The following is a 21,124-nucleotide window of genomic DNA, read 5'->3' as shown; positions in this document are numbered from 1 at the left end:
TTGATATTGTGTCTTTAAATAGCGAGCGCCACCTTCTAGGTTTTCATAAGGATCATGCGGATTGACCCGCAGCGCGCGAGCTGTACCGGGCATCAACTGCGCCAACCCCAAAGCGCCTTTGTGGGAGCGTGCATTGGCATTCCATCCGCTTTCCTGCTGCACCAAGCGCAGGAAAAGGTCCACAGGAACACCGTGCTTTTGCGCGACCGTCTTGGCCATTTTTACATAAGGCCCCTTCTGGCGCCCCTTATAAGGCTTAAAGTCCTGAATGCCCCATTTTGTCGGAGCCTCAACTTTTGCGGGCTGCAGCCGAACAGAAGCCGAATACTGCGTTTTGGCGCGCGTATCGAGAATACGGGTCTGGGATTTAAAATGGGATTTACCTTGTTTGGCACCGAACAGATCAGCCCCCGCCTGCAAAGGCAGCAGCGACGTCATAACAGCCACACAGAACATCCATTTACGCATATAAACTCTTCCCCAAGATGTTGGCTGCACGATAAGGAATATGTCGCGAATATCCAGCCCCGTTTGCTTTTGCCCCCGAAATTGCAGTTTCCCGCTCATTTATCTCAAGTTTTATGCTTTCATTAACCCCGCCGTGGTGGTGTAAGCTCTGTCAAACACCAACTAGATTCTCAGAAAGGCGCATCATGGCAGGCTCAGTAAACAAGGTCATTCTCATCGGCAACTTGGGACGCGATCCGGAAGTGCGTACTTTTCAGAACGGCGGCAAAGTCTGCAACCTGCGCATCGCGACATCCGAGAACTGGAAAGACAAGGCCACAGGCGAACGCCGCGAGAAAACAGAATGGCACTCGGTTTCTATTTTCTCAGAGCCCCTCGCCCGTATTGCCGAGCAATATCTGCGCAAAGGTTCCAAAGTCTACATCGAAGGCAAGCTGCAAACCCGTAAGTGGCAGGACCAGTCGGGCGCAGACCGCTACAGCACAGAGGTTGTTCTGCAAGGCTATGATGGAACGTTGACAATGCTGGATGGTCGCAACGATGGCGGCAATGGCGGCGGCGGTGGCTCAATGGGCGGCGGCAACTACGGCGGCGGACAGGAAGATCGTTTTGGCGGTCCGTCAGAGCCACAGCAAATGGGCAACAACTCTGATTTTGACGACGAAATCCCTTTCTAAGACCTACTCGGGCAAAGCCCCGATCAGACGCTGATATTCCTGAGTGGCAAACCGGTCGGTCATGCCGCTCAGGTAATCAGAGACGATCCGCGCTGTCGCTGTGCGGTCGCCCAATGCATCGTTGAGCGCCTCATGCCACTCCTCAGGCAAAAGCTCTGGCGTTGCGAGATAACCTTCAAATAAGCCTTCAACAATCAGAGACGCCCGCGCCCGCATGATCACAACAGTCGGAGCGCGATACATCCTCTCAAACAAAAATGCCCGCACCAGCTTCAAATCAGCCCAAAGCACTGGCGAGAACTGCACCAAAGGCCGCCCTGCCTGACGCACATCACTCGCACTCTCAGCTGCAATCTCTGACGCAATCGCTCGGCTTGTTGCAATGACATCTTCCACGAGCACCCCAAAGAAGCGCCGCAGTGCCTCATGTTGGCGCCGCGCTGGCTCAAGTGAAGGATAGCGTGCATCCACCTCGCCAAAGCAAGCCCCGACAATCGGAAGATCGAGCAGATCCTCAACCTCAAACAGACCTGCGCGAAGGCCGTCGTGAATATCATGGTGATTGTAGGCAATATCATCTGCGAGTGCCGCGACTTGTGCCTCTGCACTCGCATGTGTGTGCAGCTCAAGATCATGCACAGCATTATAGCCCGCCAAAGCGTAAGGCACGGGCTCAAGAACGGGGCCATTATGCTTTGCGATCCCTTCAAGGCACTCCCATGTCAGGTTCAGCCCGTCCCACTCTGCATAATGGCGCTCAAGCGATGTCACAATGCGGATCGCCTGCGCATTGTGATCAAACCCGCCAAAAGGCTGCATCAAAGCGTCAAGCGCGTCCTCGCCAGTATGGCCAAAGGGCGTGTGGCCCAAGTCATGCGCCAGCGCGACTGCCTCGGTGAGTTCCGAATTGAGTCCAAGTGCGCCGCAGATCGTGCGCGCCACCTGTGCCACTTCAATCGAATGTGTCAGCCGCGTGCGATAATAATCGCCCTCATGTTCCAGAAAAACCTGCGTCTTGTGTTTCAAACGGCGAAAGGCACTGGAATGAATGATCCTGTCTCGATCCCGCTGAAAACAACTGCGAAAAGCACTCTCGCCCTCGGGATAAAGCCGCCCGCGCGTGTCTTGTGGTCGGCTGGCAAAGGGGGCCATCTCAAATTGCATCTCGTCTCATCCTTGCCGCCAGTGATTTCGCCCCATATATATTGCATCAAGCCATTAGGTAAACCCGCTAGCCCGTAAGGATCCGAGCACATGTTCGTCCCCCCCTCAGTCACTCCAAAGGCCTTTGAACAACTCGCCGTTATCGGCGCGAGCAAAGAGGGCAAAGCCCTGCGCGTGGCCGTCGAAGGTGGTGGCTGTTCGGGCTTTCAATATGAGATCAAACTTGACGATCCAGCCGCCGACGATCTCGTGCTTGAAGGCGCGGGCGAAAAAGTGGTGATCGACGAAGTCAGCCAACCGTTTCTGACGGGGGCCAAGATCGATTATGTCGAAGAGCTTATCGGAGCACGCTTTGTCATCGAAAACCCGAATGCGTCAAGCTCTTGTGGCTGTGGCGTTTCTTTCTCGATGTAAAGCTTAGCTTCGCGCCAAGAGCCTAGCTACCTGCACGCGCAAAATGCGCAAAAAACTGGCCAAACTCTGGATAAGCGGCTTCCGCCGATAAAAGATGAGCATAGGCCTCATGGGCTAGCTGGCCTTCAAGTTCGCGCCGCATTGTGTCCCAATCCTCAACACGGCGCTCTGCCAGTTGATAAAGATGCTCCGAGAGCGCCCGCAAAACGCCCCGATGGCCGCGGGACTTACGAAAAAGCATCCGCTCTGGTGACAAATCCTGCACAAAACTCTCACGCCCGGTTGCCATAGCGAGCCAGTTGCAGGTCAGGTATTCATGATAGTCGTCAATCGGGGGGCTTGTTTCAGCCGTGACTTGGAACTGCGCAGAGACAGCGTGCACCCAATCTTCCCACATTTGGGGCACGGCCTGGCGCGCCGCACGTAGCGCTAGGCAGACCTCCGCCAGCAGATCGGCATTTTCATCGATCAAAGCAAATGTACCAGCAAACATCAGGCTGCGTACGGCCTCCGCTCCAATATCGGGGTCGCGGCGGCCATAGTCGCTCAGATAAAAGACAATATGGGTCAGCTCATAAGCTGCCTTTTTGTTGGGCAATGAAAATGTCGCGCTGTGAGAGATAAAACGGCGCAGCCGCGTACTCAAAGCCTCGTCCAATTTCATCTCGCCAATTCCACCACGCGCCAAAAGCCGCGCAGCCTCGGCTCGCTGCAAATCACTCAGCTCCGCATCCACGAGCTGCGCCTCATGGGTCCAAGCACAAAGCGCTGGTCCCTTCTGCCCCTCAAAGCCAAGCGCCTCAAGATCAAGCGTGATCGAAAGCAAAAACCGATAGTATTGCGGGAAAAACCTGAGGCGGTGTTCAACATCATTATAAAATACTTCATATGCACTCAAAGCCTGCGCACTGAGCCGCTTGCCAGATGTTTCGTGAATATTAAGAAATTCGGCGTTTTCCTTTAGCCAGAATACGTCATCCCCAATACGACGATGACGGGCAAAACACTGCGCAAGCGCGGTTTGCTGGCTCCCCTCATCAAGCTGCGGCTTTACATAATCAAAGCTAATGACGTCGCCCATTGATCTGCCTCATTTGTCTTTAGAAGTAGGCGGGAGGCGCTTGTTCTCCCGCCGGGGAAAGCGTGGGCGCATGGCGCAAAGCCACTCGCCCAAGCACTTTGGTTTCAGTTGTCAGAGCAGCAGATAAAAAGTTCTACAGCTTCCCCAGTCATCGCATCCGAGCCTGACGGGTCTGAGCAGCAGATATAGGCGCCAGTCGCATCACCCATCAGAGCATCGGAGCCAGCAGGGTCAGAACAACAAATATACGTGCCGGTGGCATCACCTGTCATTGCGTCTGTGCCACGTGGCTCAGAACAGCAAATCGTCATTTCTGTCCCCGCACCGTCAAAGATGCTCGCTTCAGTTACGTCAGATTGCAGTGTGATTGTTTTACGAAGTGCAGACATTTGGTTCCCTCCAGGTTGTCGTAGGTTCAGCATTAACTACCTTTGGTTGTTTATCAGGATATTTTAATCTACTTTAGGTTGTTATTAAGTGTGCCGCGTAATTATCTGTTTTTAGTTCATAAATCTTCAAAAGAACCCCTTTACCAAAGCTGAACGAACGATCCATCTGTGTTTCCACCGCTGCAAAACCGTTCCGTATTTTCGCGCGCTGTGGCTCTGGCGGCGGAGTGATTCTTCGGCTACACCTAGGCCATCACAAGAGCAGGCAGGCCTCATGAAATTCGCGACCTTTAACATCAACGGTGTCAAAGCCCGTATCGACACCCTCCTGACGTGGCTCAAGGACGACGCCCCCGATGTGGCGATCCTGCAAGAGATCAAATCCGTCGATGAGGCTTTCCCGCGCGAAGAGATAGAAGCGCTCGGTTATCAGGTCGAAACCCACGGCCAAAAGTCTTTCAACGGTGTCGCGCTGATTTCCAAGCTTCCGCTCGAAGACATCACGCGTGGTCTTCCCGGCGATCCCGAAGATGAACAGGCCCGCTATATCGAGGCGACAGTGATCGGTAAGAAAGCCCTGCGCATCTGTGGCCTCTATTTGCCTAATGGCAATCCTGTTCCGGGCCCCAAATATGACTACAAACTCGCGTGGATGAAGCGCCTCCAAAAGCGCGCCGAAGAGCTGCTTGCGCAGGAAGAGCCCTTTTTCATGGCAGGTGATTACAATGTGATCCCGCAAGACGAAGATGCCGCCAAACCTGAAGTCTGGCGCGAAGACGCGCTCGCCCTGCCCCAGAGCCGCGACGCCTTCCGCCAGCTGCTCGCCCTTGGCCTCACTGAGGCCTTCCGCGTTCAAACCCAAGGTGGCGGGCATTACTCTTTCTGGGATTACCAAGCAGGCGCGTGGCAGCGCAACAACGGCATCCGCATCGACCATTTTCTGCTCAGCCCCGAATGCGCCGACCTCATGGTCAAATGCGAAATTCAAGCCGAGCTGCGCGGCCGCGAAAAGCCGTCAGACCATGTGCCCGTCTGGCTAGAGCTTGATCTTTAAGTGAGACTCTCACGGTAAAACGCCACAAGCTGCGCCGTCGAGCTGTCAATCTCTGCCTCAGCGCCCTCTAGCACAGGCTGCAAAGCCGTGGCCAAGGCCTTACCAAGTTCTACACCAAACTGGTCAAAAGAGTTGATCCCGAGGATCGCTCCCTCAACAAAAACGCGATGCTCATAAAGCGCAATAATCCGCCCTAGCATCATAGGGGTAAGCTTTTCATACGCCATGGTCACAGAGGGTCGATTGCCCTCGAAAGCGCGTTGTGGCTGGTCGTGGTCTCGCCCAAGCATCAGAGCTTGCGACTGTGCAAAGCAATTGGCCACCAAAAGCGCATGATGATGGGCAAGCTCTGCCTCATGGCCCTGCATTGCGACCAAAAACTCCGCAGGCACAATCTGCGTGCCTTGATGTAAAAGCTGGTAAAATGCGTGTTGTCCGTTTGTGCCGGGTTCGCCCCAGACAATCGGCCCCGAGCCAAAGGAGAGTGCCTCCCCTGTCTTGCTCACGCGCTTGCCATTGCTCTCCATTTCAAGCTGCTGCAAATAGGCAGGTAGCCTTGAAAGCCGTTGGTCATACGGCAGTACCGCACGCGTTTTATAGCCACAAACCTGATGGTGCCAAAGCCCGACAAGCGCATGGATCACAGGCAGGTTTTCCGTTAGCGGCGCTTTGGCAAAATGCGCGTCCATTTCGGCAGCCCCCGCTAGAAACGTGGCAAAATCCTCAGGTCCGATGGCCAGCATCAGGCTCAAGCCAATCGGTCCCCAGACCGAGTAGCGCCCACCCACCCAATCTTCAAAACCAAACACCCGCTCAGCCGGAATGCCAAAGGCAGCCGCTTTGTCTTCTGCGCTCGAAATCGCCGCAAACTGAGCCGCAGGTTCTGCCACACTCTGCGCCATCCAGCGCCGCGCTGTCTCCGCGTTCGTCATTGTTTCGATGGTCGTAAACGTCTTTGAGGCCACCAGAACAAGTGTTGTGGCCGCATTCAGCCCCTTTAAAACATCATGGATATTCGCTCCATCAATATTGGAGACAAAATGCAGCCGCGGCCCGTCACTATAGGGTGCAAGCGCCAGCGAAGCCATCGCAGGCCCAAGATCAGAACCGCCAATCCCGATGTTCACCACATCCGTAAACGCTCCTGCACGTACCTCGCTGGCAAAATCAGCCATCCGCACCAGTGTGGCGCGCACCTCGGGCATCACATCGACGCCATCCACCTCAATCACAGCTTCAGGCCCCGCACGCAACGCAGTATGCAAAACAGCACGGCCTTCGGTTGTGTTGATCTTTTCACCCGCAAACATCGCGTCACGTGCAGCGGCAACGTCTGCCGCCTCAGCCAAGTCAATCAGCGCTGCAAAGCTCTCCTCAGTCAGCGCCGTTTTGGAAAAGTCATAGAGCATGCCACACGCGCGGCGGCTCATCCGGTGAGCGCGGCTTGCATCCCGCTCAAACAGCTCGGCAATCTTGCCGCGTGCCTTGCCTAACGTAAAGACACGCGCCCATTCGGCCGCAACCTGCGCCGCATTCATGGCGCCCAATGCACAGTCGTGCCCTCAAGGATTGCATTCACAGGTGCCTTTTCAGGCGGCAACGTCGCCGCTCGTTCCAAAGCCGCACGCTTATCGGCACCAATAATAACAAGGTGCTTTCTCAAGGCGCCGTTCAGAACATTGGCCGTCAGCGTCACACGTGGCTCAGGTTCGCCTTCTGCCTGAATCGGGGTGAGAAGAGCAGTCGTCTGATCATTGAGCGCTTCACCAAGGCCCTTGGCGCGCGGAAAAAGAGAGGCCGTATGCATATCTGCGCCCATCCCAAGCAACAAAACAGAGATTGGCAGGCAGGGCAAAATACTGCTCTCCACTTCGGCCAATGTTTCGTCTGGGCGGGCTGCTCCCGTGTAATATGGATGAAAGACAGCCGAGGCCGCCCGTCCCTGCAAAAGCCGCTCACGGATCAGCCGCGCGTTGGAACGCACATGCACCTCAGGCCGCCAGCGCTCGTCCGACAACATCACATCGACACGCGACCAGTCTATATCCGCTGCACAAAGCGCATCAAAAATCGGCCCCGGCGTGCTGCCACCTGGCACAACAAAACTCGCTCGTTCTTCATGCAGGAGCACATTCTCAAGCTCGCCAGCAAGGATGTTGGCTACGCCCATAAAGAGCATGTCATCATCGGGGTAAGTTTCTAAAATCATTCCTTAATCTCCCTCCAGCGGCGCCCGTCACGGTGCATCAACATCAGCGCATCATCAGGCCCTGCACTATCAGGCTCATAGGGCAGCGGAGCCTCGCGCCGCTCCTCCCAGCCCGCAATAATCGGATCGGTCCAACGCCATGCCGCCTCAACCTCGTCGTCGCGCATAAAGAGCGTCTGGTTGCCACGGATCACATCCATAATAAGCCGTTCATACGCGTCAGGCACATCTTCGCCGTCAGGCCCAAGGGCTTCGGCAAAACTCATGTCCAGCGGCACATCGATCAGCCGCATACCGCCAGGCCCCGGTTCCTTGATCGTCACACCAAGCTCGATGCCCTCATTGGGCTGCAAGCGAATGCTCAAAATATTGCGGTGACGCCCTGCATCATCTCCAAAGATGTTATGCGGCGTATCTTTGAAAACAACGGCAATCTCGCTCGCGCGGTTCTTAAGTCGCTTCCCTGTCCGAAGATAAAACGGCGTGCCCGCCCATCGCCAGTTTGAGATATGGGCCTTGAGCGCAATAAAGCTCTCAGTGGTGCTGTCCTCATCGCCCACATCGTCAAAATAGCTCGCATGGTCCTCATCCCCGCCATACTGACCGCGCACATAATCTTTAGGCCCGACAGGTTCGAGCGCCCGAATAACCTTGAGCTTCTCGTCGCGAACCGCATCAGGCTCAAACCGCGCAGGCGGCTCCATCGCGATCAGGCACAAAAGCTGCATCAAATGGTTTTGCACCATGTCCCGCATCGCGCCCGAGCGGTCATAGTATTCGCCCCGCCCTGCGACCCCGACAGTTTCGGCCACTGTCACTTGAATGTGGTCGATGTATTGGCTGTTCCAGAGCGGTTCAAACAGCATATTCCCGAACCGGACGGCCATGAGGTTCTGAACGGTCTCTTTGCCAAGGTAATGATCAATCCGGTATATCTGGCTTTCATCAAAGTGCCTCGCCAAGGCCGCGTTGAGCGCCTTGGCGCTTGCCAGATCACGGCCAAACGGTTTTTCAACAACGATACGGGTTTCTTCCCCCGCCAGCCCGTATTTGTGCAGGCGTTTGGCGAGATCCTCAAAGAGGCTCGGTCCGACGGAAAAGTAAAACGCACGGGTTGCACCACGCGCGCACAGCGCCTTGAGGGCTTCCCACCCCTCACTGCCGCGTGCATCCAATGTCACATAATCAAGCCGCGCAACAAATGCTTTATAGTCGGAGACTTTGGCCCCCTTGACGCGTGCAAATTCCTTAAGTGCCTCTAAAACAAAGGCCCGAAAGCTTGCTTCGTCATGCTCTGACCGCGCTGCGCCAATCACACGAGCCTGATCAGGCATCTGCCCCGCATGAAAACGGCGAAAAAGACTGGGCAAAATCTTGCGGCGCGCAAGATCCCCCGTTGCGCCAAAGATCACCAGATCAAAATCATCAACAGGAATGACGCGCGATACCATAAGATTGCCTTGTGAATACTTCTTGGCTCGGAGGATAACAGGCTTGCGCGCGTTCACAATGGCGTGCGCCCCAACATCCGCCCTTTTTTGCGCAGACGCCTTGGGGTAGCCACAGAGAACACAAAAATACGTTAGGTTTCGCATGGAAGACTTCGCAGCTCAGGCCACTACACAGCAAGCCAACTTGGGGAAATTTCAAGACCCCCACGTGACAGCCAAAGGCGAGGCCCGCGCATCCGTGGCGCTGACCAAGCCGGAGACGCTCTGGTTCAACACAGGTACACTCTGCAACATCACCTGCGCAAATTGCTATATCGAAAGCTCTCCCACCAACGACGCCCTCGTCTATATGACCCGCGCCGAGGTCGAGCCTTATCTTGAAGAAATCAAAACACTCGGCTGGCCGATCACAGAGATCGCCTTCACGGGCGGCGAGCCTTTCATGAACCCCGAGATGATCGGTATGATGGAAGCAGCGCTTGAGGCTGGTTTTGAAGTTCTCGTGCTCACAAACGCTATGCGCCCGATGATGCGCAAATCGGTTCAAGCGGGCCTCCTCAAGCTTGCTGAACAGTATCGCAACAAAATGACCTTCCGTATCTCGGTTGATCACTGGTCCGCCAAGCTGCATGACGCCGAGCGCGGAAAAGACGCCTTCAAACGCACACTTGAGGGTATGATCTGGCTGCGCGATCACGGCTTCAACATGGCGGTCGCTGGCCGCATCGCCTTTCACGAGAATGAAGCACAGGCCCGCGTAGGCTACGCGCAGCTCTACGCCGATCATAACTTCAAAATTGACGCTCAAGCCCCAAGCAAAACAGTTCTTTTCCCAGAAATGGATATGAATGTTGAAGTCCCTGAAATCACAACAGAGTGCTGGAGTATCCTGAACAAATCACCCGAAGATGTGATGTGTGCCTCCTCGCGTATGGTGGTGAAACGCAAGGGCGCTGACGTGCCCGCTGTGCTCGCTTGCACGCTTCTTGCCTATGCCCCCGAGTTCGAATTGGGCGCCACGCTTCAAGCGGCCAGCGGCCCCGTGCAGCTCAATCACCCTCATTGCGCCAAGTTCTGTGTGCTGGGTGGGGCGAGCTGTTCGGCCTAAGGCGAGCTCACAATCCCGCCACCCACAGCCGCGCGCACACCCGTTGTGCTCGGGCAAGACGTGGGCAGCCCACGCGCCACGCGCACCGCAAGATAGCCAAAAGCCTGCGCTTCCAGCATGTCGCCGTTAAGCCCCGTCTCATCAATATTGCGGACAGGGCAGTCGAGCGCCGCCGCGAGCATTTTCATCATGACGGGGTTCAGCCGTCCGCCGCCCGTCACCAAGACCTCAGAGGGCGCCTCGGGTGCATGGTCCATCGCCTGCAAAACAGACGCCGCAGCCATACCTGTCAGGGTCGCCGCCGCATCAGCGTCCGACAATTCCAACACGAGCTCGCGCATCTCGGCAAAAGCGTCACGATCCAGAGACTTTGGCGGCATGCGGTAAAAATACGAATCCGCAAGAAACAGCTCAAGAGCCCCCGTCTCGACAGTCCCCTTGCGCGCCAGCGCCCCACCTTCGTCATAAGGCGTGCCACGGCGCTCATTGCATAGATCGTTGATAGGCGCATTTGCGGGCCCTGTGTCAAAAGCGAGCACAGCCCCCTCTGCCTCAGGCTTTTCAATGCGCGGATCGACAAAAGTGATGTTGCCCACACCGCCAAGATTGAGAAACGCGACAGGTGCCTCATACCCTAGATACCGTGCACAAGCGTGATGGAAAAATGGCGCAAGCGGCGCGCCCTCCCCACCCAATTCAACATCCGAGGAGCGAAAATCCCATACAACCGTCTTCCCCAAAGCCTCCGCCAGCGCCGCGCCATCGCCCATCTGGTGCGTGCCCCGCCCGCGCGGCTCATGCGCCAGCGTCTGCCCGTGAAAGCCTACAAGCTCAGCGTCCGTACCGCTCAAAGCCTCCGAATGTGCCCGCTGCACAATCTCAAACGCCGCCTCTAGCCCCGCATCTTCATGCCATTTGCCCAAGGCTGCGCGCAAAACACGATGCTCTTCAGCGCTATAGCTCCGATATCCCGTCGCACCAAAGCCGAATATCTCCTGACCGTCCGTTATGACTTCAGCCACATCAACCCCGTCCAGCGACGTGCCGCTCATAGCGCCAACCGCGCGCAGACCTTTGCCCGCCTGAATCCCCTTAATCATGGTCTTTTCCTTCGCCCATGAGCGCTCTATACAAGCGCCAAAGCAGCCAAGGAATATCAAAATGACCTATCACCCAAAATCGGAATTCATGCGTGTCATGATGGAGCGCGGCTTTCTGGCCGATTGCACCGATTATCAGGGCCTTGATGAGGCCATGGTTGCGGGTATCGCCCCAGCCTATATCGGCTTTGATGCCACGGCCAAGTCGCTCCATGTCGGCTCGCTCATCCAGATCATGATGCTGCGCTGGCTGCAAAAAACGGGCCATAAGCCAATAACGCTGATGGGCGGCGGAACCACAAAGGTGGGCGATCCATCCTTTCGCGCCGACGAACGCCCGCTGCTGACCGATGCACAAATCAACGACAACATCGACGGCATCAAACAGGTCTTCGCTAAATACGTCGACTACAACGGGAGCGACACAGGTGCGCTCATGCTCAACAATGCCGAATGGCTGGATGGCCTAAATTACCTTGAGTTTCTGCGCGACATCGGTCGCCACTTCTCGGTGAACCGCATGCTCGCCTTTGAAAGCGTCAAGAGCCGCATCGACCGCGAGCAGAGCCTGAGCTTCCTTGAATTCAACTATATGATCTTGCAAGCCTACGACTTTCTGGAACTAAACCGCCGTTATGGCTGTGCTCTGCAGATGGGTGGCTCCGATCAATGGGGCAATATCGTCAACGGGATCGACCTCACGCGCCGCGTGATCGGCACCGAGATCTATGGCCTGACATCGCCCCTTCTGACCACATCTGATGGCAAGAAGATGGGCAAATCCGCCGATGGCGCGGTCTGGCTCAACGCCGATATGCGCAGCCCCTACGAATTCTGGCAATTCTGGCGCAACACAACAGATGCTGATGTCGCCCGCTTCCTCAAGCTCTACACAGAGCTGCCCATCGCCGAATGCGAGCGCCTCGGCGCACTGGAAGGCTCAGCGATCAACGATGCCAAGATCGTCCTCGCAAATGAAGTGACAACGCTCTGTCACGGACGCGCTGCGGCTGAGGCCGCCGAGGCTACAGCCCGCGAAGTCTTTGAACGCGGCGGTGTCGGCGAGGAGCTCACCACTGTGGCCCTGCCCGCCGCTGATCTTGTGGGTGGCATCTCTGCCGCACAACTCTTTGTGCGCGCAGGCCTTGTCGGGTCTGGCAAAGAAGCAAAGCGGCTGATTTCCGAGGGCGGCGCACGCGTCAACGACGAAGCTGTGACAGAGGCAGGCCAAATGTTCTCAGCAGAAGACATTGCCGCCACGCTCAAGCTCACAGCCGGCAAAAAGCGCCACGCCCTCGTGAAACTTGAAGGCTAAACCAAGCCCACCCCGCACTTCTTCTCTTCTAAAATATCCCGGGGGGATAATTCAAAAGCCCAAGGGCTTTTGAATTTGGGGGGCAGAGCCCCCCACGGGTCGGCGCAAGCCGAAATCTCTGATTTATGATGAAAGCGGACGGATCTTGAACTTAGTGATCCGGTTGTCCGCACGTTCCTGAACCGTGAAGCGGAAGCCGTGAAAGGCAAAGACCTGCCCCACTTCAGGGATCATCTGCGCCTCATGGATCACAAGCCCCGCCACAGTGTTGGCATCCTCATCCGGCAAGGACCAGTCCGTCGCGCGGTTAAAGTCGCGAATGGTCATCGCACCGTCCACATAAAACACCCCGTCCTCGCCCTTGGTCACCGAGTGTTCGGCCGCAGGGTCATGCTCATCGGTGATCTCGCCCACAATCTCTTCCAAGATGTCTTCGAGCGTGATCAACCCTTGCAGAACCCCGTACTCATCCACCACCAACGCAAAATGCGTGCGGCGGCGCAAGAACTGGCGCATTTGTTCATCGAGAGTTGTCGTTTCTGGTACAAAGTACGGTTCCATAGCCACTTCAGCGATATCAAACCCGTTAAACGCCGCCTCAACACTTCCTGCAGCCACCATGTGCTTATGCATGGAGCGCAAGAGGTCTTTGGCGTGGATCACACCAATGATATTGTCCTGCTCGCCACGATAAACGGGCAAACGCGTGTGGTTGCTGCTCAAACAACGATCCAAAATTTCCTGCGGCTCAAGGTCGGCATCGATCATCTCGATCCCGGAACGGTGGAGCATGATCTCCTCCACGGCCCGCTCTGCCAGATCAAGCGCACCCAGAATACGGTCGCGATCTTCCTTCTCAACGATCCCTTCGGAATGCCCCAGAGAAAGCGCTCCTGCAATTTCTTCCCGCACAGCAAGAATATGGCTATCAGGGTCGGCCTTGATCCCGAAGAGACGCAGCAAAAGCCTTACGAACCAACGCACGGCACTTACAACAGGCGAGAATATCAAAACAACGATCCGAATAGGCGCCGACACAAGACCCGCAGCGCGCTCTGCATTGGTGATCGCGTAGGTCTTGGGCAGCACTTCGGCAAACACCAAAACAAGCATCGTCATGACCAAAGTCGCCATTGCGACGCCGCTTTCGCCAAAAATGGCGGTAAAAAGCGAGGTCGCCAGCGAGGCTGCGAGAATATTCACAAGGTTGTTGCCCAGAAGAACAGAGCCGATCAGCCGCTCGTTGTCCTCGGTGATCTCAAGTGCGCGCTTGGCGCCTGAGTTGCCCTTATCGGCTTGATTTCGCAGCTTGCCCCGCGAGGCCGCCGTCAAAGCGGTTTCGCTTCCTGAAAAAAAGCCAGACAAAACCAGCAAAAAGGCAATCGCCCCAGCCGTTATCCAATACGCCCCATCAGATGAGGCCACAGTCGGATCCATTGATCCCTCCACATAAAGTCCATTGCTTATGAAGCCTTTGCAGGCAGAAATTCAAGAGCCAAGGCACGCTTTGCGGCCCAGTTGCGGCCCGTTCGCGTCAGTCTTTGGCCATCGGGTGATGATTGAGCACCAGATCTGCCAGCCGCTTTTCCAAAACATGGGTGTAAATCTCGGTCGTCGCCACATCCGCATGGCCCAGAAGCGTCTGGATCGCTCGTAAGTCGGCCCCATTGGCCAGCAAATGTGTCGCAAACGCGTGGCGCAGCTTGTGCGGGCTCACTTTCGCAGGGCTGATCCCCGCTACCACCGCAATTTCCTTGATCAAAAGATAAAACCGATGCCGCGTCATATGCCCCGCCTTGCTTTGGGTCGGAAAAAGAAACCGCGAGGCCGCCTGCCCCTTAGTGCGCGCACCCTCCTCAGCTGCATCGCGCAGCACAAGCCACTCCTGCAACAAAGTGCGCGCGTCAGGCGAAAGCGGCACAATCCGCTCCTTGCCGCCCTTACCCATAATCAGCAAATACTTTGGATCGCCCCGCGCCGCCGCCACAGGCAAGCTAACAAGCTCAGTCACGCGCATTCCCGTGGCATAGAGCAGCTCCATCAAACATCGGTTGCGCAGCCGCTCATGTGCGCCGCGCCCAACGGCCCCCGCACTCTTCAACAGACGGCCGACCTCATCCTCAGATAGCACCTGCGGCAAAGCCTTGCTGCGCCCTGGCCCGCTGATCTCAAGAGCGGGGTTGTCCTCACGAATGCGCTCCTCATAGGCAAAACGGTAATATTGTTTGATCGCCGAGAGCCTTCGCGCACGGGTCGACTTGGCCAGCCCCTCGGCCTCACAGGAAATCAGATAAGCTTCAATATCGGGCTTCCCGAGGCGCTCAGGCGCATGCCCGTGGTGGCCACACCAGCCCAAAAAGCTGTTCAAATCCCGAGCATAAGCCTCAAGCGTATTCTTTGCCGCGCCCGCTTCTGCGGCTTTTGTCTCCAAGAACATACCCAGCCAGTCGCGCATCTCAAAACTGCCGCTTCATCAGCATCATCTGCAAACTTGCGCGCCGCACAACGTCTTCCAGCCCCATCTGGCGCAAGCCCACGATCCCACTCTTGAGCGCACTCAAATCCCCGCCAAGCCCCGACGTCATCTGCTTGGAGGCAAATAGAATAGCCTCACCCAACTTGCCTTCATCCAAAAGAGCGCGCAGCGCAGCACTCGGCACCGCTGTTGAAAACCCGTCTTCTATCGCAACGGCCAGCGGATCAGAAAGAGCGGCAGCGCCCTCTGGCGCACCAGCGGCCAGGCTGGCCAAAAACATACTCTGCATATCTGCTGTCGGGCGCGCCGCTTCATAATCAGCGCTCAACAATGTCAAATGGAAGCGCAAAAGCTCGCCCTCTGGTGTCAGTGTCGCTCCAACAAGTTCAGGTACATAGATCTCAGCCAAAAGTGGCGTCAGCCCGTACTCGGCCAGCTCGTCGTGTACGGCCACTAATGCCGCGCTCAAAACATCTGTCGTACCGTCTTCGAGAGCCGCTTCCAGACGCTGAACTGCGCGCGCCCGCTCCCAAACACCACCCGAAGCAGATGGCTTGCGCTCGGTGTAAAGCCCAAGCAGCACATTCGCTGACAACGCGCCATTGCGCACAAGCCGTTCTGCCGCCTCAAGCTGTGCCTTCCAGCCCGCAAGTTCCCGCAAATCCGTCACCGCAAACGCAACAGGTAGGCTCGCAGTTGGCAAGGCATTGCCCACTGCCTCATAGAGCCTGAACTCAAGTGGGCTAATGTCACGCGGCGGCGCCAAACTCGGCGCATCTTCAGCATATTCAGGATCTAAAAACGCCAACAAAAGCCGCCGTTTTGTGTTGCTGAGCAAACCTAAAGCATCCGCAGTATCAAACAAAAACGCGGCTTCCTCCCAGTCTTCTCCCCGTAGCGCACAGAATATCTGCGCCGCATAGTCGCTGGAGAGACCACGTTTGGCATTGAGCAAGTTACATGCCTTATCTTCAAGCCCCGCCAGAAGTGTCAGGTCAAACCAAAGCGCAAAATGCTCAGGACTGGCCAGTGGCAGCCCCTCAACAAGCGCCTCTGCAGGCTCGATGGCCCCAAAAGCGCGCAGCGTATCCGCCCGTATCGTCAGAAACACTTCGGCGCTTGCCCCCTTTGGCGGCACAGCTTCCGCAAGCAACAAAGTATAAAGCAGCCGCTGCAAAGCAGTGATGCTTCTAAAATCAGCGGTCGAAATCGCCCGAATAAGGTCTGCCGCGTCACTGCGCGCCCAAAGTGACTCTGGCAAGCCCGTCACCGCACTGCTCAAAAGCCCCACAGACACAATTTCGCCTGCCTCACCGATCAATTTCACACTGACATCAGGCGCGCTCGCGCTCGCACTCACAGGTGGCTCGGTTACATTTTCAGGCGCAATTCTCACGGGGGTGGTTTCTGTCAGCCACTCAATCGCAGACAACGGCGCCTCCGCTCTGAGCGGCATTGCGCCCAAGAACAGGCAGAAAGCCAGCCTAATTCGCATCCAGCTCCACCGGAATGCGAATCTCTTCAGGGGTTGGAGCAAACTCCGCATCAAAAATCGGCCCAAGATAAGCGTAGACCAAGAGCGCAACAAACCCCAGAATGATCAAATAAAACAACCATTTGAGAAGTTTACCCATATGCTCTCCGCCTTCGCTTTATCGCGTTTGCTCCACTTTATATCTGGCATTTCGGCAAAGATCACGCCATTCAGGCAGACAATAAAACAAAACTGCAAACAATGGCCGACACGCGGCCGCTGAAAGCCGGGGGCCAATGCGCCACACCTTGAACAAAACCATCGTTCTTGTCGGAATGATGGGCGCTGGAAAAACAGCTGTTGGCCGCGCGCTCGCAGCCAAAATCGGTGCTCCTTTTCTGGATTCCGACGCCGAAATCGTTCAAGCCGCCAACATGAGCATCCCCGAAATTTTCTCCCGCGATGGGGAACCATTTTTTCGGGCGCGCGAAACCGAAGTGATCCGACGTCTGCTCAACGCTGACGAAAAATCGATCCTCTCTACAGGCGGTGGCGCCTTTCTAGCCGAGGAAAACCGCAGCCTCATCTCCGATCTGGGCGTTTCGGTCTTTTTGGAAGCCGATCTCGACCTTCTCTGGAGCCGTGTGGGCCACAAAGACACGCGCCCGCTCCTGCGCACGCCCGACCCACGCGCAACTTTGGCCGAGATATTTGAAGCCCGCGCGCGCGTCTACGCCCGTGCAGACATCAAGGTCACCGCGCAGCCCGAGTATTCGATCGCCCAAATGGCAGATAAAGTTCTGGCCGCGCTTCACCAGCGCCAAGATGTGATGGAGAGCCAAGATGATTGAAACAGTGCCCGTCGCGCTCGGCACGCGCAGCTATGACGTCAAGCTCGCCGCAGGACTTCTGTCTGAGGCAGGCGCCCATATTGCACCGCTTCTCAAGCGGCCCAAAGTGGCCATTGTAAGCGACGCCCATGTTGCCAGCCTTCACCTAGAGACGCTCACCAAGTCCTTGGATGCACAAGGAATTTCTCACTCAAACCTCTCATTGCCCCAAGGCGAGAGCACAAAGAGCTGGGCACATCTTCAAGACGTCGTCCACTGGCTCCTCTCAGAGCAGATCGAACGCGCTGATGTCGTCATAGCCTTCGGTGGTGGTGTGATAGGCGATCTCGTCGGCTTTGCCGCGTCTATCCTGCGCCGCGGTGTGCGCTTCGTGCAAATCCCGACCTCGCTTCTCGCGCAGGTCGACAGCTCGGTGGGCGGCAAAACAGGCATCAACGCCCCCCACGGAAAAAATCTGATCGGGGCCTTCCACCAGCCCTCACTCGTGCTCGCCGACATCTCGGTGCTCGGCACACTTACAGAGCGCGATTTCCTCGCCGGCTACGGCGAAGTCGCCAAGTACGGCCTCCTCGGAGATGCAGCTTTCTTTGACTGGCTCGAAGCAAATGGCCCCGCCCTCGCCGCAGGCGATGAAGCACTGCGCCTTGCGGCGGTCAAACACTCGGTCGCTATGAAGGCGGGCATCGTCTCACGCGACGAAACAGAGCAAGGAGAGCGGGCCCTGCTCAATCTCGGCCATACGTTCTGCCATGCCCTAGAAGCCGCCACAGGCTATTCGGATCGCCTCCTTCACGGCGAGGGCGTCGCCATAGGCTGCGCGCTGGCCTTCGAGACCTCCGCACGCCTTGGCCTCTGCTCCCAAGAAGCGCCCAGCCGCGTGCGCGAACACCTAAAGAACATGAAGATGAAGATCGATCTATCTGATATATCAGGAGAACTCCCAGATGCAGACGCCCTCATCTCCCTAATGATGCAAGACAAGAAAGTCAGCGCTGGCACACTCAATTTCATCATGGCGCGCAGCATCGGCGAGGCTTTCGTTACCTCCGATGTCGATCAAGTCGTGCTCAAACAAGTCCTGACAGACGCGCTGGCAAATCGCCCCTAGCTTCTTCTCTTTCTAAATATCCCAGGGGGTCTGGGGGATTGATCCCCCAGCTAAAAAAGCCTGCGCGGCGCAGCCGCCCCTTTGGATCACGCCCACGTTTTAAGCCCAGGTTTTAGGCCCTGAGACGCGCGCCTTTCGGATCAAACGGCGCCTCATGCAAAATACGCGCCTTATGCGGTTGGCCGAGCACCATAACTTCCACAGCATCACCCGCTTTCGCGCCGCCTTTGACGAAGCCAAGTGCAAGGCTCATGCCGACAGTATAGCCATACGCCCCCGAGCTGACACGCCCCACAGGCACACCGTCCTTGAAGATAGGCTCGCCGCCCGTTGCATCAGCGTTAGAAGCGCTAACATCGGCCTCATCAAGTGAAATGATCACAAGCTCCTCACGCGGCGCTTTGAGAATGGCCTCAGCCACGGCCTCTTTGTGCAAGAAGTCTTTTTCAAGCTTGCAGAGCCGCTCAAGCCCGACTTCCTGTGGCCAGTATTCGGGGCTGTATTCACGACTCCACGATCCATAGCCTTTCTCAACGCGCAAGCTCATCAAAGCACGGCTTCCCACAGGCCCCGCGCCAAGCTCTTTGCCAGCGTCCAGAAGCGCCTCCCAAAGACGCAGCTGGTCTTCGGATTCGCAATGCAATTCCCAGCCCAGATCGCCCGTAAAGCTCACGCGCAGCGCCAGACACTCAACGCCTGCAATCTCGATCCGCTTGGAGCGCATGAACTTGAATTCATCGGTTTCAAAACTTGCATTGCTAAGCTTCTGTAGCAGCGCACGGCTCTTTGGCCCCGCGACGTTAAACCCGCACATCGCCTCGGTCATACTCTCAAATGTTGTTCCGGCTGGCAGCGGGACCATGTCATAGAACCGCTTCTGATAGCGCTCCGCCATGCCCGAACTGACAATCCAGTATTCATCCTCGGCCAGCTTCGTGACAGTCGCATCCCCCGCAATCCCGCCGCGCACACCAATCAACGGTGTGAGGCAGGAGCGCCCCACTTCGCTTGGCATTTTGTTGGCAAAAACAGCATTAAGCCAGTCTTCAGCGCCTGCGCCCTGCACGCGGTATTTGGCAAAGTTACTGATGTCGATGATGCCTGCATGCTCGCGCAGCATCTTACATTCTTCACCCACTGGCCCCCACCAGTTCTGGCGCGTGAATCCGTCTGTGTCTTCCGTGCCCTCAACACCCGAATACCAGAGCGGATGCTCCCAGCCGTAGTTCAGACCAAACACAGCCCCCATGGCTTTCTGATGCCCATAAGCAGGCCGCGTGCGGACAGGCCGCCCCGCTGCGCGTTCCTCATTCGGGAAATGGATCTTGAAGCGGTGCGCGTAGACGTCCTGCACCTTGGCCTTGGTGAATTTCTTATCCGCCCAGTCGCCAAACCGCGCCATATCCCAAGCAAACATATCATATTCCATCTCGCCCGTGGTGAGCCACTGCGCCACCATAAGCCCCATGCCCGCCGACTGGCTAAAGCCCGGAATAATCCCGTTGCAGCAGAAATAGCCCTTAAGCTCAGGCACAGGCCCGAGGATCACGTTGCTGTCGGGTGACCAGATCATCGGCCCGTTGATCACGCGCTTGATGCCAGCCGTTCCCGCCACAGGCACACGGTCAATCGCGCGCATGATATTTTCTTCAATCCGGTCAAGATCATCGGCAAAGAGATCATGGGCAAAGTCCAAGGGCGTCCCGTTCTCAGCCCAAAAGCGCATGTCTTTCTCATAAGCACCGATGAGCAGCCCCTTGCCCTCTTGGCGCATGTAATACTCACCGTCACGGTCTGCCACAGAGGGAAGGCGGCGGTCGATTGCAGCAATCTCGGGGATCGTCTCGGTCACAAAGTACTGGTGCTCTGTAGGTTGCAGCGGCAGCTCGATCCCCGCCATCGCGGCCACTTCACGGCCCCAAAGCCCCGCCGCATTGATCACCCATGGTGTATTTATGTCGCCTTTCGGTGTGCGCACAATCCAGCTTCCGTCTGGCTGCGCCTCGGTCGCCGTCACGGGCGTGAAACGGTGTATTTCCGCCCCCTTCTGGCGCGCCCCAGCAGCATAAGCATTGGTCACGCCTGAAGGGTCCACGTTGCCGCCCGAGGGCTCCCACATAATACACTTGATACCGTCAAAGTTCACCAGCGGGTGCAGCTCCTCGGCGCGCTCGCGGCTGATCTCGCTGAAATCCATGCCATAGAGCTTTGCCTTAGCTTCCTGAAGCTTGAGCTGGTGCACCCGCTCCTGCGTTTGCGCAAGATAAAGCGATCCGGGTTGAAAAACACCGCAGCTCTGGCCCGTTTCTTCCTCAAGGCTGTTGTAGAGGTTCATAGTGTAATGCTGAAGGCGGCTGATGTTGGCGCTGTCGTGCAAACCATGAATGCCCGCCGCCGCATGCCACGTGCTGCCCGAAGTTAACTCGTCACGCTCAAGGAGCACAACATCTATCCATCCCAGCTTAGTGAGGTGATAAAGAATGGAGCAGCCAATCAGCCCCCCCCCGATAACAACAGCTTGAGCCTCGGTGCGCATCGAATTTTGCCTTTGCATTGCGTTCACATGGGCACCACCCTGACGCAGAACAGTGCGATTCTTTTGCCAATCCCCGACACTTCCCGTCGCTGTGAGGCAAACCGTGAGAAAAGTCGTTCGCGACACATTCTGTCGCACAAAGCAAAGAGAGGGCCGCCAGGACATGGGTAGCTCTGCCAAAAGAATGAGGAGCCTGTCATGAAAACAACCACCCGCGTAGCTGTTATCGGCGGAGGCGTTGTCGGCGCA

General features: G+C 56.6%; 19 protein-coding genes and 1 pseudogene. 7 read left to right on the top strand and 13 right to left on the bottom strand.

The features are described 5' to 3' along the window. Window positions 1-468 (bottom strand): lytic transglycosylase domain-containing protein (locus tag P8O11_RS05125; protein WP_300292363.1); only part of this gene is annotated, 468 nt, incomplete at its 3' end. A 185-nt stretch (window positions 469-653) separates the two neighbouring features. On the opposite strand from P8O11_RS05125, the gene ssb reads away from it, so the two are divergent. Then, the gene (ssb, locus tag P8O11_RS05120) at window positions 654-1,145 is read left to right on the top strand and encodes a single-stranded DNA-binding protein (RefSeq protein ID WP_089890780.1); all 492 of its coding nucleotides are present in this window, start codon (window positions 654-656) and stop codon (window positions 1,143-1,145) included. Between the two features lie 3 nt (window positions 1,146-1,148). Here ssb and P8O11_RS05115 read toward each other — a convergent pair whose 3' ends face one another. Continuing rightward, window positions 1,149-2,309, bottom strand: a complete 1,161-nt coding sequence (locus tag P8O11_RS05115) for a deoxyguanosinetriphosphate triphosphohydrolase (RefSeq protein ID WP_300292360.1) — start codon at window positions 2,307-2,309, stop codon at window positions 1,149-1,151. Window positions 2,310-2,399: 90 nt separating this feature from the next. On the opposite strand from P8O11_RS05115, the gene P8O11_RS05110 reads away from it, so the two are divergent. Next, the gene (locus P8O11_RS05110; protein WP_089890778.1) at window positions 2,400-2,723 is read left to right on the top strand and encodes an iron-sulfur cluster assembly accessory protein; all 324 of its coding nucleotides are present in this window, start codon (window positions 2,400-2,402) and stop codon (window positions 2,721-2,723) included. A 22-nt stretch (window positions 2,724-2,745) separates the two neighbouring features. Here P8O11_RS05110 and P8O11_RS05105 read toward each other — a convergent pair whose 3' ends face one another. Together P8O11_RS05105 and P8O11_RS05100 are read right to left on the bottom strand one after the other, a co-directional pair. Continuing rightward, window positions 2,746-3,804: a hypothetical protein gene (locus tag P8O11_RS05105; RefSeq protein ID WP_300292355.1), complete on the bottom strand. Its 1,059-nt coding sequence runs from the start codon at window positions 3,802-3,804 to the stop codon at window positions 2,746-2,748. 104 nt (window positions 3,805-3,908) lie between these two features. Beyond that, complete coding sequence (locus P8O11_RS05100) at window positions 3,909-4,193, bottom strand: DUF6749 domain-containing protein (protein ID WP_300292353.1); 285 nt, start codon at window positions 4,191-4,193, stop codon at window positions 3,909-3,911. A 274-nt stretch (window positions 4,194-4,467) separates the two neighbouring features. On the opposite strand from P8O11_RS05100, the gene xth reads away from it, so the two are divergent. Next, the gene (xth, locus tag P8O11_RS05095; protein ID WP_300292351.1) at window positions 4,468-5,247 is read left to right on the top strand and encodes an exodeoxyribonuclease III; all 780 of its coding nucleotides are present in this window, start codon (window positions 4,468-4,470) and stop codon (window positions 5,245-5,247) included. On the opposite strand, the gene pgi is transcribed toward xth, so the two are convergent. The 3 genes from pgi to zwf are packed head-to-tail and all read right to left on the bottom strand — an operon-like array spanning window position 5,244 to window position 8,907. Next, window positions 5,244-6,785, bottom strand: coding sequence for a glucose-6-phosphate isomerase (gene pgi / locus P8O11_RS05090; RefSeq protein ID WP_300292349.1), 1,542 nt, complete (start codon window positions 6,783-6,785; stop codon window positions 5,244-5,246). The two genes, xth and pgi, sit on opposite strands and share 4 nt — an antisense overlap. After that, entirely contained in the window at window positions 6,782-7,456 is a 675-nt protein-coding gene (gene pgl / locus P8O11_RS05085) for a 6-phosphogluconolactonase (protein ID WP_300292346.1), read from the bottom strand. Before pgl ends, pgi begins: the two co-directional genes overlap by 4 nt. Next, a complete protein-coding gene (zwf, locus tag P8O11_RS05080; RefSeq protein ID WP_300292343.1) occupies window positions 7,453-8,907 on the bottom strand; it encodes a glucose-6-phosphate dehydrogenase in 1,455 nt (484 codons plus the stop codon). The genes pgl and zwf overlap by 4 nt, the downstream gene beginning before the upstream one ends. 142 nt (window positions 8,908-9,049) lie before the next feature. Here zwf and P8O11_RS05075 point away from each other — a divergent pair, with 142 nt between their 5' ends. Next, entirely contained in the window at window positions 9,050-10,015 is a 966-nt protein-coding gene (locus P8O11_RS05075) for a radical SAM protein (RefSeq protein ID WP_300292341.1), read from the top strand. Here the strand turns inward: P8O11_RS05075 and P8O11_RS05070 are convergent. Then, complete coding sequence (locus P8O11_RS05070) at window positions 10,012-11,115, bottom strand: anhydro-N-acetylmuramic acid kinase (RefSeq protein ID WP_300292339.1); 1,104 nt, start codon at window positions 11,113-11,115, stop codon at window positions 10,012-10,014. The genes P8O11_RS05075 and P8O11_RS05070 overlap by 4 nt on opposite strands. A 61-nt stretch (window positions 11,116-11,176) precedes the next feature. On the opposite strand from P8O11_RS05070, the gene tyrS reads away from it, so the two are divergent. Next, window positions 11,177-12,430, top strand: a complete 1,254-nt coding sequence (gene tyrS / locus P8O11_RS05065; RefSeq protein ID WP_300292337.1) for a tyrosine--tRNA ligase — start codon at window positions 11,177-11,179, stop codon at window positions 12,428-12,430. A 123-nt stretch (window positions 12,431-12,553) separates the two neighbouring features. Here the strand turns inward: tyrS and P8O11_RS05060 are convergent, their stop codons facing one another. The 4 genes from P8O11_RS05060 to P8O11_RS05045 all read right to left on the bottom strand — a co-directional run bounded on the left by P8O11_RS05060 (window position 12,554) and on the right by P8O11_RS05045 (window position 16,540). Next, on the bottom strand, window positions 12,554-13,867 hold the full coding sequence (locus P8O11_RS05060; RefSeq protein ID WP_300292335.1) for an HlyC/CorC family transporter: 1,314 nt from the start codon (window positions 13,865-13,867) through the stop codon (window positions 12,554-12,556). A 97-nt stretch (window positions 13,868-13,964) separates the two neighbouring features. Continuing rightward, the gene (locus P8O11_RS05055) at window positions 13,965-14,885 is read right to left on the bottom strand and encodes a tyrosine recombinase (RefSeq protein WP_300292332.1); all 921 of its coding nucleotides are present in this window, start codon (window positions 14,883-14,885) and stop codon (window positions 13,965-13,967) included. 1 nt (window position 14,886) lies between these two features. Beyond that, window positions 14,887-16,338, bottom strand: coding sequence for a hypothetical protein (locus tag P8O11_RS05050; RefSeq protein WP_300292307.1), 1,452 nt, complete (start codon window positions 16,336-16,338; stop codon window positions 14,887-14,889). A gap of 52 nt (window positions 16,339-16,390) precedes the next feature. Next, complete coding sequence (locus P8O11_RS05045; protein ID WP_300292304.1) at window positions 16,391-16,540, bottom strand: hypothetical protein; 150 nt, start codon at window positions 16,538-16,540, stop codon at window positions 16,391-16,393. A gap of 124 nt (window positions 16,541-16,664) precedes the next feature. On the opposite strand from P8O11_RS05045, the pseudogene P8O11_RS05040 reads away from it, so the two are divergent. Together P8O11_RS05040 and aroB are read left to right on the top strand one after the other, a co-directional pair. Next, window positions 16,665-17,231: pseudogene (locus tag P8O11_RS05040) on the top strand (shikimate kinase); the annotation flags it as partial. Further along, on the top strand, window positions 17,224-18,339 hold the full coding sequence (aroB, locus tag P8O11_RS05035; RefSeq protein ID WP_300292301.1) for a 3-dehydroquinate synthase: 1,116 nt from the start codon (window positions 17,224-17,226) through the stop codon (window positions 18,337-18,339). The pseudogene P8O11_RS05040 and the gene aroB, both read left to right, overlap by 8 nt. A 112-nt stretch (window positions 18,340-18,451) precedes the next feature. On the opposite strand, the gene P8O11_RS05030 is transcribed toward aroB, so the two are convergent. Then, a complete protein-coding gene (locus tag P8O11_RS05030; protein WP_300292298.1) occupies window positions 18,452-20,875 on the bottom strand; it encodes an FAD-dependent oxidoreductase in 2,424 nt (807 codons plus the stop codon). Between the last annotated feature and the right edge of the window lie 249 nt (window positions 20,876-21,124).

The organism is Lentibacter sp., assembly GCF_029254145.1.
In the GTDB taxonomy this organism is placed as follows: Bacteria; Pseudomonadota; Alphaproteobacteria; order Rhodobacterales; family Rhodobacteraceae; genus Lentibacter.
Note: the sequence above shows the minus strand (reverse complement) of the source record. Positions and strands in the feature narration are given on the sequence as shown.

Coding starts and splice junctions, on each gene's coding strand:
- P8O11_RS05045 (WP_300292304.1), bottom strand. CDS start 16,540: ATGGGTAAACTTCTCAAATGGTTGTTTTATTTGATCATTCTGGGGTTT.
- ssb (WP_089890780.1), top strand. CDS start 654: ATGGCAGGCTCAGTAAACAAGGTCATTCTCATCGGCAACTTGGGACGC.
- P8O11_RS05060 (WP_300292335.1), bottom strand. CDS start 13,867: ATGGATCCGACTGTGGCCTCATCTGATGGGGCGTATTGGATAACGGCT.
- P8O11_RS05055 (WP_300292332.1), bottom strand. CDS start 14,885: ATGCGCGACTGGCTGGGTATGTTCTTGGAGACAAAAGCCGCAGAAGCG.
- P8O11_RS05070 (WP_300292339.1), bottom strand. CDS start 11,115: ATGATTAAGGGGATTCAGGCGGGCAAAGGTCTGCGCGCGGTTGGCGCT.
- aroB (WP_300292301.1), top strand. CDS start 17,224: ATGATTGAAACAGTGCCCGTCGCGCTCGGCACGCGCAGCTATGACGTC.
- P8O11_RS05110 (WP_089890778.1), top strand. CDS start 2,400: ATGTTCGTCCCCCCCTCAGTCACTCCAAAGGCCTTTGAACAACTCGCC.
- P8O11_RS05030 (WP_300292298.1), bottom strand. CDS start 20,875: ATGCGCACCGAGGCTCAAGCTGTTGTTATCGGGGGGGGGCTGATTGGC.
- P8O11_RS05100 (WP_300292353.1), bottom strand. CDS start 4,193: ATGTCTGCACTTCGTAAAACAATCACACTGCAATCTGACGTAACTGAA.
- zwf (WP_300292343.1), bottom strand. CDS start 8,907: ATGGTATCGCGCGTCATTCCTGTTGATGATTTTGATCTGGTGATCTTT.
- tyrS (WP_300292337.1), top strand. CDS start 11,177: ATGACCTATCACCCAAAATCGGAATTCATGCGTGTCATGATGGAGCGC.
- pgi (WP_300292349.1), bottom strand. CDS start 6,785: ATGAATGCGGCGCAGGTTGCGGCCGAATGGGCGCGTGTCTTTACGTTA.
- pgl (WP_300292346.1), bottom strand. CDS start 7,456: ATGATTTTAGAAACTTACCCCGATGATGACATGCTCTTTATGGGCGTA.
- P8O11_RS05075 (WP_300292341.1), top strand. CDS start 9,050: ATGGAAGACTTCGCAGCTCAGGCCACTACACAGCAAGCCAACTTGGGG.
- P8O11_RS05105 (WP_300292355.1), bottom strand. CDS start 3,804: ATGGGCGACGTCATTAGCTTTGATTATGTAAAGCCGCAGCTTGATGAG.
- P8O11_RS05115 (WP_300292360.1), bottom strand. CDS start 2,309: ATGCAATTTGAGATGGCCCCCTTTGCCAGCCGACCACAAGACACGCGC.
- xth (WP_300292351.1), top strand. CDS start 4,468: ATGAAATTCGCGACCTTTAACATCAACGGTGTCAAAGCCCGTATCGAC.